The organism is Cutibacterium sp. LaCa_286, assembly GCF_057198075.1.
This window is the reverse complement of sequence record NZ_CP191091.1, coordinates 25,067-37,667: the sequence shown is the minus strand read 5'-3', so window position 1 is coordinate 37,667 and position 12,601 is coordinate 25,067. Positions and strand designations below refer to the sequence as shown.

Annotated in this window: 10 protein-coding genes and 1 pseudogene; 4 read left to right on the top strand and 7 right to left on the bottom strand. The window is 63.1% G+C overall.

Translation table 11 applies throughout. From position 1 onward, the window contains the following. Window positions 1-92: 92 nt before the first annotated feature. From ACP8JZ_RS00165 to ACP8JZ_RS00140, 6 genes and pseudogenes are all read right to left on the bottom strand, one after another. Window positions 93-992 carry a hypothetical protein gene (locus ACP8JZ_RS00165; RefSeq protein WP_306517147.1) on the bottom strand — a complete coding sequence of 300 codons (900 nt, stop codon included), beginning with the start codon at window positions 990-992 and terminating at the stop codon, window positions 93-95. Window positions 993-1,122: 130 nt separating this feature from the next. Next, window positions 1,123-1,935 (bottom strand): annotated as a pseudogene (locus ACP8JZ_RS00160) (type II secretion system F family protein); the annotation flags it as partial. A gap of 29 nt (window positions 1,936-1,964) precedes the next feature. Beyond that, window positions 1,965-3,158 (bottom strand): TadA family conjugal transfer-associated ATPase, encoded by a 1,194-nt coding sequence (locus ACP8JZ_RS00155; RefSeq protein ID WP_371415868.1) that lies wholly within the window; start codon window positions 3,156-3,158, stop codon window positions 1,965-1,967. 263 nt (window positions 3,159-3,421) lie between these two features. Continuing rightward, on the bottom strand, window positions 3,422-4,270 hold the full coding sequence (locus ACP8JZ_RS00150) for a hypothetical protein (RefSeq protein ID WP_306517145.1): 849 nt from the start codon (window positions 4,268-4,270) through the stop codon (window positions 3,422-3,424). Further along, complete coding sequence (locus ACP8JZ_RS00145) at window positions 4,270-5,022, bottom strand: SAF domain-containing protein (protein WP_286320218.1); 753 nt, start codon at window positions 5,020-5,022, stop codon at window positions 4,270-4,272. Before ACP8JZ_RS00145 ends, ACP8JZ_RS00150 begins: the two co-directional genes overlap by 1 nt. 156 nt (window positions 5,023-5,178) lie before the next feature. Continuing rightward, window positions 5,179-5,682 (bottom strand): hypothetical protein, encoded by a 504-nt coding sequence (locus ACP8JZ_RS00140; protein WP_286320216.1) that lies wholly within the window; start codon window positions 5,680-5,682, stop codon window positions 5,179-5,181. Between the two features lie 516 nt (window positions 5,683-6,198). Between ACP8JZ_RS00140 and ACP8JZ_RS00135 the strand changes: the two genes are divergently transcribed. Then, the gene (locus ACP8JZ_RS00135) at window positions 6,199-7,854 is read left to right on the top strand and encodes a hypothetical protein (RefSeq protein ID WP_484482474.1); all 1,656 of its coding nucleotides are present in this window, start codon (window positions 6,199-6,201) and stop codon (window positions 7,852-7,854) included. A gap of 228 nt (window positions 7,855-8,082) precedes the next feature. On the opposite strand, the gene ACP8JZ_RS00130 is transcribed toward ACP8JZ_RS00135, so the two are convergent. Continuing rightward, window positions 8,083-9,135 (bottom strand): histidinol-phosphate transaminase, encoded by a 1,053-nt coding sequence (locus tag ACP8JZ_RS00130; protein ID WP_484482844.1) that lies wholly within the window; start codon window positions 9,133-9,135, stop codon window positions 8,083-8,085. Window positions 9,136-9,784: 649 nt separating this feature from the next. On the opposite strand from ACP8JZ_RS00130, the gene ACP8JZ_RS00125 reads away from it, so the two are divergent. The 3 genes from ACP8JZ_RS00125 (at window position 9,785) to cysK (ending at window position 12,106) form a co-directional block, all read left to right on the top strand. After that, the gene (locus tag ACP8JZ_RS00125; RefSeq protein ID WP_306517142.1) at window positions 9,785-10,867 is read left to right on the top strand and encodes a YeeE/YedE family protein; all 1,083 of its coding nucleotides are present in this window, start codon (window positions 9,785-9,787) and stop codon (window positions 10,865-10,867) included. Beyond that, complete coding sequence (locus ACP8JZ_RS00120) at window positions 10,864-11,091, top strand: sulfurtransferase TusA family protein (protein ID WP_023034667.1); 228 nt, start codon at window positions 10,864-10,866, stop codon at window positions 11,089-11,091. Before ACP8JZ_RS00125 ends, ACP8JZ_RS00120 begins: the two co-directional genes overlap by 4 nt. A 79-nt stretch (window positions 11,092-11,170) precedes the next feature. Further along, entirely contained in the window at window positions 11,171-12,106 is a 936-nt protein-coding gene (gene cysK / locus ACP8JZ_RS00115; protein ID WP_484482473.1) for a cysteine synthase A, read from the top strand. Window positions 12,107-12,601 lie beyond the last annotated feature (495 nt).

Here is a 12,601-nt window from a genome sequence, read left to right as displayed (position 1 = left end):
TCTCCTCATGGGTGTGGTGATGGTTGGATTCCTGTGAACCTCGCCGGGATTGACGAGGGGTATCGGGGTGGCCGGAGGGGCGGTGGAACTTCTCATGTGCCCACTCCGGCCAGGGTGAGCATCGCGGGGGTGAGCAGCACCAGCCCGAAGACCAGGACTGGCACCACCATCCACACCGTCATGGACTCGCTGACTCGCTGGGCCGCGACCTTCTCACGAGTGAGGTGGGCGTCACGCATGTCGGCGACCCGGGCCCGCAGCACCTGTGCCAAGGAAGCGCCCTGGTCATCCAGACGTAACACCTCGGTGAGTTCGGCAAGTTGCGGCAGGTCAAGCTCCCCAGCGAGCGCCTCCAGCCCGGACCAGGGAGGTTTCTGCTCCAGTCGGGAGCGCTCCAGACTCGAGCGAATACGCACCAGAACCGAGTGGTCACTGATGCCACCGGCTATCCACAACGACTTGGTCGACGACTGGTTGGCGAGCCGTGCCAGAGTGACGAGATCGACGAAGGTGAGGATTGCCTCGACGGCATCCTGCTGCACCTGCACGCGAGCCGAGCGCAGCCGCAGCAGCGGAACGAACCAGCCGGTGACACCGGCGACGAGGCTGGCGAGGACGGGGATCGTCCACGTCCCCATGCCCAGACTGGGCAGAACCTGCACCAGGACCGGGATCAGCACCCCGCCACCGGCCCACACGCACCGTTCGACGGTGAAATCGTTCAGCGATCGGCCTTGCAGAGCCAAGGTACGGTGCACATTCCTCGGCACTGTTGCAACACGTTGTCCAGCCAACCACGACATCCACCTGTCGAGGGGACCGGTGTGGCTGGCAGTCGCGGACTGGCTGACCTCTGCTGCCCCGGGATTCACGACGGCGTCCACGGCATCGCCGAGCTTGAGTGGGACTCGGCGTGTCCCGGCAAGGATGAGTACTGGAGCAAGCAGCACCACGGATCCACACAGGATCAAGATGGTCATGGGCTCAGGCATCGCGTGCCTCCCAACCCCCAGTGGCTCCACCCAGTGCGGGAACCTCGAGTTCCAAGTGGCCACCCCCGCGAACCGGCGGAAGCAATGTCTGCGAGGCCGTCGTCCCCTCCGAACGACGGGCGTGTGAGGAGACGAGGATCCGTTCACGAGCTCTCGGCCTGCTGCGACGATGCAGCACCCACAACGACCCCAGATAGGCGAGTACGTACACCCCGAGCAGTATCTGGCCGAGTGAACTGGAGTAGGGACGGAAGAACCTCTGCCCCATGCATCCGGCGAGGACGAGCATGATGCCGATGATCGTGCTCACCTGACGCACGACGATGCGAGGTTTGGCTCGCTCGGTGGCAATCTCGCGATGGGCTCGAAGCCGTTGCTGCATGGATTCCGCCAAACACACCAGAGTCGTCGTTGCTCCCGTCCCACCCAGCTCTGCTGCCAGGATGAGTGCCGCGACGATCTGGTCCGCGTCCGGACTGTCGAGGTTGTCGGCAAAGGCCTGGAACGCGTCTCGGGCACTCCACCGCGAGTCCAACCGATTGACCAGAGCCTCCAGGGGATCGTGCAGCACCTCCGGCGCCTGATGCCGAGTGGTACGGATGGCGTCCAGGACGGACTTGCCGGTGGACGCGGAGCCACTGAGCAGACGCACCCACCGTTCCAACCCAGCGAGCAACTGCAGGTCGCGATCGGTTTCGTCGGCCAGGAGTTCGGGAAGGGCGACGACGAGGATCGGTACGCCTGCCACGAGCACGACCCACCCGGTCAGCAGCGCCATCGCTGTCCCCAGGACCAGTCCTACGATGAAGCGCCAACGAAGCCGTCGCGGGATGTGGACCAGTCGCTTTTCCACCGTTGTCCACAACCCTGTGGACAACTTTGTGGATTGTATGTGGATCGGGCGTAGCCCCCACACGAGCAGCGCTCCCCCTCCGGTGACCATGACACCCAGCAGAGCCGCAATGATCCCGTTCACAGCACCCCTCCCACTCGCGGGTCGAACTGAACCAGCTCGTCAAGCAGCTCGGGTTCGGGGTGGAACACCACCGGGTTGGTTCCGGTGGCAGCGCGATACACCAGGTGCGTGACGGGTCTACCCGATTCCATCGCGCCGGTGAGTTGACGGATTTCCGAGACCACCCTTCGCCGCACCCCGCCTCGCCAGGTGTCGTCGACGAGGACGACGTGGATGAGGAAGGTGATGTTGTGGGCAATCTGGCGAAATGCCTCCTCGGTGGTGAGCACCCCACCTTGGGCGACCCGAGCGGCCAACCGATCCATCGTCGACGACGCCGAGTGGGAGTGGGTGGTGCTCATCGTCCCGGCACCGGCCTGCATGGCCTCGAACATGGCTCCAGCCTCAGAGCCACGCACCTCACCCACGATGATCCGTGACAAATTCTGTCGCAGTGCCTCGGGAATGAGGTCGGCAACACTGAACTCACCCACCCGTCGTCCGTCCACCGTTTCACCCATGCCGACGGTGGCCTGCAGAGCAACCATGTTGCGTCCGGGCTGGAGATGGGTGAGCAATTCGTAGTCGGTCTCCAGGGTGCCGAACCGTTCGGTACGGGGAATGGCATCGATGAGCGCGCGCAGCAGGGTCGTCTTACCGGCTCCCTGGTCACCGGAGATGACGATCGACTTGCGTGCGAGCACGGCAGCTCGCAGCAGTCGGGCAACGGTGTGCGGCATCATTCCGGTGTCGGCCAGCTCGTCCAGGGTGACGTCGGTGAGGGTGTGGTGTCGGATGACCACCGAGGGACGATGAGCCAGCCCAAATCCAATGGCGTGAAGCCGGTAGCGATCACCCAGGGCCACCGTCATCGTCGGGTGGGCGTCGTCGAAGGGACGTGGCGGTGCAGCCGACTCACCCAGGAATCGGATTGCCTCCACGAGTTCCTCGTCGCTGTCGGCCACTGGCGGGTGCTCCTCACGGTGCCCGTCACCGTACTGGACGTGCACTGGTTCGCATCCGCTGATCTCGATGTTCTCGGCCTCGGCGATGTCGAAGAGGGGCTGCAGTCGCCCGTAACCGAATATCGCGTCGGTGAGGGCGTTGACGTGGGCCAGTTCCTCGGTGGTCGTCCACAGCGCCTTCCCGTCGACGGCCAGCCGGTCGGCGTAGGAGTGGACGACGCTGCGGATGATGGCGCCGCCCAGCATTCGGGAGTCCTCATCGGAGAGCTCGAGGCCAGTGCGTTGACGATGGTCGTTGCGAGCCGAGGTGATGCGTCGGGAGGCTTCTCGACGCAGTTTGACGACCACCGCCCAGTCGACTCCCGGTGTGGTGAATGTTGTGGACATCGACGTGTCGGGCGTCGTCGCAGGTGGAGTGCATGGGTCCGTGACAGGCGGATTCATCTGCTGTGCTGGGGCCACCGTGTCGATGAGCCCGGCCAGATCGGCGGCGTCTGTGGGTCCTCGCATCAGCAGACCTCCAGCTCGCCATGTCGATGGACCATGCTGGGTTGTTGAATGGCAACGGAGTGTGGCGCAGGTCCTGCCGTGGCTCGGTGTTGTCGCGCCTGCTCGGCGAGGATGTGTGCCACGCGGGAGAGGCTCGTCGCCAGGCTGCTGCGTCGCCACCGTCGCGGTGACGGTGCATCCAGCAGGCACGCCGCAGTTCGAGGATCGTCGGCGAGGGTGGCGAGCACCGGCAGATGGAACTGTTTGGTGATCTCCCGTGGCCCATAGGGTTGTCCCGGTCCGATGACCAGCAGTCCGCGACGCGCCGTACCTTCGGCATTGATCTCGCCGATGAGCTCGCCGTGCAGGGCCAGCGGCACCAAGGAACGCAACTGGCTACGGGTGACGACGGCCACGACGGATGCTGCCGCCATGAGACTCTGCGGCGGACGGGCCGTCCCCGTCCGCCCCACGTCGACGATGACATCGATCTCGGCCTGGTCGAGGTCTCGCAACGCATCGACGATGGAGGGCCACATCGTCTCCATGAGCTGAGCCTGCCCCAGATGTGAGTAGCCGGGCAGGAAGTTGGTTCGCGGGCCCTCCCCACCATCTGGCTTGGGCAGGGCAATGACGTGTTGCCACAACACGGAAGCCATGTCGGCACCGCTACGCTGCACGGCAGCCATGCGCGACAGTCCGGAACCCACGGCGACCTGCCCGCCCAGGTATCCCGACTCGACCGCGCGACACGGATGTGGATCGGCATCGACGAGCAGACATTCCCGGGGCCATTGCAGGGCAAGCCCGAGAGCCGTCGTCGTCACGCCGGGTGAGGCACCCACACTGGTCAGGACGATGATCGCCATCACTGCTCCTCGATGATGAGAGCCACACGTGACCGGGCGGAAAGGTCCGCCAGTCGGGCGGCGCTCTCCGAGGGCACGGCGAGGTCCACGAGAACGTCGTTGCTGGCCTCCAGCGATCTGGGCTCGACGGTGACGACTCCGGGCACCGAGGTGGGATGATCACCGACCGGCTGCTCCTCACTGACCTCGATGGCCCTCACCTTGGTTCCGGCTGGCATGGGTTCGATCGGTACGTGACCAGGTGCAAGAGTGAGCCCGACGTGTGAGGTCCCCCGTTGCACCTGCGCCTCACCCACCGAATCCGCTGAGACCAGACTTCCGGCTGGAAGGTCCACCACGGCGTGCTGACCGACGAGACGGTCACGGGCATCGGCCGGAAGCCTCTTGACCTGCTCCCCCACGGATGCCTGTGTCACACCGATGTCATTGGCCGTGACGAGCTTGCCCCGCGGCACCGAGTGGGTCATGACGAGCACGGACTCCGTGTTGCTGGCCTGATGCCATGCCCAGGCTCCACCCAGTCCGCCAAGGCACATGCACAGCACTCCCACGGCGATGAGCACCGGTGAACGTCTGCCTCGGCCATGCCTGGGTCCAGCAGTGGGGGCACCAGGAGTGCTCGGAGGTGTGTCGGCGGGACGTGGGTCACGTGTCATGCGCACGTCGGCAGGTGACACGGGCCGATTCGCGGTCGACTGGACGACCGGATCATCGGCCGTGGTGTGTCGGTGTGGTCGGGTGAGAACAGGCATGCTGTGAGATTAGGAAGGCCGTTCGCCCCTGCCCAGAGCCATTTTCACATCTGTGGAAAAGTTTTTGAGCTGTGATAATCGTCACAGTGATCTCACATGTTTTCCACTGACTCCTGCCACTTGTCCACACCCCTGTGGACATCTCCTGTGGACAATTCAGGACAGATGAACATCGCCGGAGACTGTCCACCCCAGGCCGGGATCAGGCGCCCCGGACTCGTCAACCACGGTGACCTTGCCCTTGATCTGCAGCTTTTCGGCAGACTCGAAGGGCACCAGATGCCCCATCATGAAGGACTCCCCCGATGCGAGCACATAGGGCGCCGGACCAGGATGCCGTGTGAACGGGACGGCTGGACACCCCAGCTTCTCCTCGAGTTTCTGGTCCCGCATGGCAAGCAGGTCCTGCGACCAGCTCCAGTCGGGATACCGGGTCGACATGGTCACCGTTCCCAGGCCCAAGCGAATGGGATCATCCGAGACATTCGTGACGACGTAACGCAGCCCCACCAACGTGTCACCCTTCTTGATGATCGGCTCCGAGGTACGCGGATCGACCATCACCGAGGCCCGCGGAGAGGTTGCCATCCCCGCCTGGAAGACGTCGATCCTCACTCGGGAGTCGCCGAAAGCGCCCAACCAGGTCCCGGAGGTCCTCACTGGGACGGCCCATCGGGCGTTTCGCACACTGCTGAGCGGGGTTGCAGACGAGCTGGTGCTGGGGGGAGGGGGCGTAGGTGACTGGTCGTGGCCACAGCCGCCGAGCAGCATGGCAGGGCAAAGGACCGCTGCGAGCAGGGAGACAGTGGTGCGTCCGCAACGTCCCGTACCCATTGTCTTCTCCCGTGTGGTGACCCCTTGACTCAGGCAAATGTACCTTTCCCAGGGCTCGCCAATCTCCATGCGCCCATGCTGGGGCTGTCCCACCCGAGTGCAGTACTGCGCTGAGCAGCACGGAAGTACACATCATGAGACACGCGCATCCTGCTCCGGAAAGATGTCCCTTGTTGGGCACATGTGATGAGACTTTTATACAATTGATCATACCTAAGTGCTCTTAACCCTTGTTTTCATGGCATCTAGTACACCCCCGATTTGTGTAGTCAAGCATCAGAAACCTACAGTGACATAGGTAACTGCTAATTGAGCAGATGCCGTCCCCGAAGGAGAACCATTATGGCCTTTAAGCACGTAGCGGCCCCACTGATCGCCGGCGCCTTGTTCGGATCGATTGCAATCACTGCTCCGCAAGCCTCCGCCGCTCAGCCCAACCGTGAGATCGTTCCCGCAGCCAGCTCTACCCTTCCCAAGCCCAACCTCAGCCCTGACTGCATCCAGGCGCTCAAGGATGAGGGTAAGCTGTCCACCGAGATCAAGAAGCAGCTGCTCATCGCAGGTCTCAGTGCCAAGGACGCCGCCCGTCTGGCTCCGAAGATCGCTGCCGAAATCCTCACCGAGAAGGGCATCGTCATCAAGGAGTCTGCCCTCTCCGCCATCATCGCCAAGGATCTCGGCGCACAAGGTCTCCTCCTGAGCGATGCTGCCGTCCACAAGGTCGCTGCTGGCATCGAGCTGAGCATCAATGCCACCCTGATCCCCGCCATCATCGCCAAGGCAGGCATCAAGGCACCTGCTCTTGCAGCACTCATCCTCAAGAATCTTGGTGCCAGCGCGGTGGGCAGTGCGCTCATCCTGGGCCAGGTCGAGGATCTCATCCGTCACTCTGCCAACCCTGCCACGTGGCCTTTTGCCGCCAATGACATCGTCGAGATCGGTCTGATCCTCAGGGCCAAGGGCGTCCACGTGACCACGGCAGGTGTTGAAGCTGCTCTGCTCTCCGCCGTGCCGAGCCAGGTCGTCGGAGATGTGGTGCTGCACCACATCAACCACAAGCTCATCGTGAAGAACCTCGTCAAGTCCGGTCTTGACGAGGCAACCGCGAAGGCCCTTGCGCCGAAGATCGCCTCCGAGGTGGCCGCGAAGATTGCCGCGAAGCCGGCCCTCCTCCTCAACAGCCACAAGCTCATCAACGACGTCGTTCGTCAGGTTCTCGACGGTCTCAACATCAAGGACAGCGCGACCAAGATCGTCGACATCCTCAAGAACCAGAAGCCGGCTCTCGACAAGACCGTCAAGGAGGTCTGCTTCCCCAGCGACTCCACACCCACGGCTGACCCAACCGTGAGCCCCACCGACGAGCCCACCGCCGACCCAACCGTGAGCCCCACCGACGAGCCCACCGCCGACCCAACCGTGAGCCCCACCGACGAGCCCACCGCCGACCCAACCGTGAGCCCCACCGACGAGCCCACCGCCGACCCAACCGTGAGCCCCACCGACGAGCCCACCGCCGACCCAACCGTGAGCCCCACCGACGAGCCCACCGCCGACCCAACCGTGAGCCCCACCGACGAGCCCACCGCCGACCCAACCGTGAGCCCCACCGACGAGCCCACCGCCGACCCAACCGTGAGCCCCACCGACGAGCCCACCGCCGACCCAACCGTGAGCCCCACCGACGAGCCCACCGCCGACCCAACCGTGAGCCCCACCGACGAGCCCACCGCCGACCCAACCGTGAGCCCCACCGACGAGCCCACCGCCGACCCAACCGTGAGCCCCACCGACGAGCCCACCGCCGACCCAACCGTGAGCCCCACCGACGAGCCCACCGCCGACCCAACCGTGAGCCCCACCAGTACTCCCATTGCCACTGCCGCCGCCACCCTCACTCCCGCCCACAAGGTTGCTGTGAAGACGACGAACGGCAAGCTGGTTGCTGCCAACACCACCTCTCACGCTCCGCTGGCTCTGCCAAGCACTGGTGCCTGAGGTGATTTCTCCATCATGGAGATGAGCTCTTAGCTCAAGAATCTTGTTGGGGGGTGCCCGCTGAGGGCACCCCCAAGTTGTATTCAAGGAAGTTTTGAAAAGTGCAGCATACATCGGTGAGAGCAGCGAGAAGTCACATCGCGACATGCTTTCGCGCACTCACACCGATTCAGTGATTTGTTCATTTTTTGGATACCAAAAATTCATCTTTCCAGTAGGGAATGCTCGTCAGAGCCTGTCATGAATCTCTGCCAGAGCTGAGATCACTGTGTCGTTGTCGCGGGGAGTCCCCAGACTCACTCGGATCCCCTCGCCCTCCCACCACCGAGTCATGATGGCTGAGTCATGCAACTGCTCGGCCACTCGTGCAGTGTCACCGCCCGTGTCGAGCCAGATGAAATTCGCCTGGGACGCTGCAACTCGCCACCCCTGATGGCCAAGCTCCCGAGTCACTCGGCCTCGCTCGCGGGTGGTGAGGTCCACTCGAGCTGCGAGCTCGTCCTCGGCGAGCATGGAAGCCATGGCGGCTCGTCCCGCAAGATTCGTCACCGTGAACGGCAGACTGAACTGCCGAACCGTGTGAGCCACCTCCCTGGAGCTCACCGAGAAGCCGATGCGCAGACCGGCGAGACCATAGGCCTTGGAGAAGGTGTGCAGACAGATGACGTTGGGATGCTCGGCGAGCAGATCGAGACCACGCACCGCATTCGTGTCCTGGTTGAAGTGGGTGTAGGCCTCATCGAGAACGACGTGGACATCACTGGGAATCCGCGCAAGGAAGTCGACGACCTCATCGGTGTGCAAGACGGTACCAGTGGGATTGTTGGGGCTGCACAGCATAACCATGTGTGTATGCTCGGTAACTGCCGCTGCCATGGCCGGAAGGTCATGGGTGAGCTGCGCGGTGAGCGGAACGGGAACGGCCGTGGCACGTGCTCGCTCGACGACAGAGGGGAATGCCTCGAAGGATCGCCACGGCAGGACGACCTCCGCACCGGGATCCACGAGCACGCAGACCAGATTGGCCAGCACGTCGACGGATCCGGCACCCACACAGATCTGGTCGGCATCCACCCCGCAACGTACGGCGATGGCGGTACGCAGATCCAGCGTGGACACACGGGGGTACCGATTGATTCCCGCAAGCTCCTGGCTGATGACCGTCGTCACCGACGGCAGCGGTGGGTACGGACTCTCATTGTTGGCAACGTTGATGATCCTGTCGCGACCATGAGGGTCGGCCGACACCGAACCGTAGTGCGGAGTGCTCTGACGTGACATGTCCTGATGCGGGTTGATCATGAGGTCCCCTTTCCCACCGTCTCACCGAACTGTGACACATTGGGAAGTGGGTGATCGGTGCGTCCGCCGGCTGGACGGCACACCTCGTCGGCAGAGGTGAGCGGCGGAGACGGACCATGGGACGGCAACGACCAATGGCGCCCGTGGGGTCAGGGGAACCTGGTCGTTACACCAGGCACCGAGCGAACCACCGTCGACTCCAGCAGCGTGTTCTTCGCATCGCTGACGATCTCTCGATGTGAGACCTGAGGACCGATTCTTGAAATTTTGGATCAATCGTGCTTGCATAAATTCAGCACAACGGGCATCGCGCCGAGGCTGCACAGTGAGTTTCACGCAGCTGCCGACGTGTGGTGCGCATCGTTGGTCATGGTTATGTCAATGGAGGGACGAGATGGTGAACACGCACCGTGTCTGGAGCCTTCGTGCCGGTCGACCCGTCATGATCTCCACCATGATGTGTTCCATCTGTCAGTGTTGCTGTTGATCCACGCTGATCCTCGCACCCACTTCTGAGCACGTGCTTGCAGCACGATCTGCTCGGGGTTCACGTATTCGTTGAACCCATCGTCCCCATCCCTCCTCCGGCATCGCCGCACATCTTTTCGGATGATGCCGGAATGTTCGAATGGAACACACCATGATCCTCACCGGTCTTGCCGTCGGAATCGCCTTCGGCTTCGTCCTCCAGCGTGGACGTTTCTGCGTCACCAATGCCTTCCGCAGCGTATGGGTTGCCCGCAGTGGCACATGGATCACGGCTTTCCTGCTCGTGATCGCTGTCCAGGCAATCGGCGTCACCGCCCTCACCCAGCTCGACCTCATCCACCTGTCATGGGGTTCGCTGCCGTGGCTCGGGGTGATCGTCGGAGGTCTGCTCTTCGGAGTTTCGATCGTGCTCGCCGGTGGCTGCGCGACCGGAACATGGTTCCGCAGTGGTGAAGGACTCGTCGGGTCATGGATCGCCCTGAACTTCTACGCGATCGGTGCCGCCGCCATGAAACATGGCTCCCTGTCAGGAGTCAATGCCTCGGTGCGCTCCTTCACGGTTCCGGTGACGACCATCCCGGCGTTGGGAGTGTCTGCGTGGGTACCCACCGTCGTCCTGGCCCTTGTCGTCGGTGTCCTGGTGCGGCATCAGCTGCGCAAGCCGGCTCGAAAGGTCGCCACCCTTCCGCCGGAAAAGACGGGCCTTGCGCACTGGCTCTTCGAGGCACCGTGGCACCCGTTCCTCACCGCAACACTCATCTCTGTCATGGCGATCATCACCTACCCGCTGAGCGAGGCAACTGGCCGGCACGCTGGCTTGGGGATCACCACTCCAACAGGAAATCTTCTCGAATGGGCCGTGACCGGTGACGTCTCGTACATCGACTGGGGAGTACTCCTGGTCATCGGAATACTCGTCGGATCCTTCATTGCCGCGGCGGCATCTGGAGAGTTCCGCGTCCGGGTTCCCGACTCGACCCAGGTCGTCAAATCAGTTGTCGGCGGCTTGGGAATGGGAGTGGGGGCCAGCTGGGCCGGCGGCTGCACCATCGGCAATGCCATGGTCGAGACTGCCCAGTTCAGCTTCCAAGGATGGATTTCCTTCCTCTTCATGTTCCTGGGTGTGGGCCTGGGCACGAAGGTTTTCGTGCTTGACGCCACCCACCGTGCTCCCGCCGCCGCGGAGCTGCGAACCGCCGTCGTCACCGAAGGAGGGTCATGACCACACATGTTCTGGAAACCGGTGGGCAGGTGTGCCCGTTCCCGCTGATCGAAGCCCAGAAAGCCATGGCTGAGCTGCCGGTCGGAGATCGTCTGACGATCAACTTCGACTGCACTCAGGCCACCGAATCCATCCCCGAGTGGGCCGCACAGGCCGGTTACCCGGTCACCAGTTTCCGAAAGGTGGGGAGCGCAGACTGGACCATAACCGTCGAAAAGGCATGACGAACAGCACACAACGATTCATCACCATTTCTCGACCCGACACAGTTGGCCGACCAACACCCCTCGAAAGGAAAACATCATGACGAAGATCGCAGGTGACGTCACCGAGCTCATCGGCAACACCCCGCTCGTGAAGATCAACAAGCTGTTCCCGGACTCCAAGGCCACCATCCTGGCCAAGCTGGAGTTCTACAATCCTGCTTCCAGCGTCAAGGATCGTATTGCCAAGTCCATCATCGACGCCGCGGAAGCCTCCGGTGACCTCAAGCCCGGCGGCACCATCGTTGAGGCGACCTCTGGAAACACCGGAGTCGGGCTGGCCCTCGTCGGAGCAGCCCGCGGGTACAAGGTCATCATCACCATGCCCGAGACGATGTCCAAGGAGCGCCGCGCCATCATCCGTCTGCTGGGCACCGAGCTCGTGCTCACCCCGGGCGCCGACGGTGTTCCGGGAGCCAATGCCAAGGCTGCCGAGATCGTCAAGGACACCCCGGGCGCCATCCTGGCCAGTCAGTTCGACAACCCGGCCAACCCGGCGATCCATCACGACCGCACCGGCGAGGAGATCTGGAACGACACCGACGGCGCGGTTGACGCCATCGTCGCCGGCATCGGCACTGGCGGCACCATCTCGGGTGCTGGCAAGTACCTCAAGGAGAAGAACGCCGAGGTCAAGGTGTTCGGGGCCGAGCCTGCCGAGTCTCCGGTCATCACCAAGGGTGAGAAGGCCCCCCACAAGATCCAGGGATGGGGGCCGGGCTTCGTGCCGGACAACCTCGACAAGTCCGTCGTCGACGAGATTCTGCTGGTGAGCGGTGAGGACGCCATCGGCTTTGCCCGTCGTGCTGCAGCCGAGGAGGGAATCATCACCGGCATCTCCGGCGGTGGTGCCCTGCAGGCTGCCGGTCAGGTGGCCGCTCGCCCGGAGTTCGCCGGCAAGACGATCGTCACCGTCATCGCCGACACCGGTGAGCGTTACCTGTCGACCCCGCTCTTCGAGGGTCTCGTCGACTGACGACGTCGCGACACGCACTCGGCCGGTCCTCGTCTGGGGGCCGGCCGAGCTGTCACTTGGGCATCACGTCGACAGACGGAACCTTGCAGCTGTCACCAACGCCCGGATCCAGCGCGACGTATCGGTGCACTGGTGATGTCGTGGACAATCTGGAAGTGCATGCCGTGTTCGGCACGGATGATCCGGGGCTGACCAACCTCACATGATTCCCTGACTTTCGTCTCAAGTCACTTGCCCCGGGATACCCATACGGGTGTTCCGGGGTCGTTTCGTGTCGCGAGAGATGGATCTACAGCGTCCGAATCCGCCACAAATCATCTACCGATTTTTCGGTGATCGGTGTTTGCCCTAGTCAGAAGCATGTTTCTGGGTGGGCCTAACTGGACTTGAACTTCCCTTATAGGGGCTACCGAGAATGTGTCGTTGTTCCCCGTCTGACTAGGTGAAACCTGCTCTGGCTAGGTGGTTCGCTGTGGTGTTGTCGTGTCTCTAGCC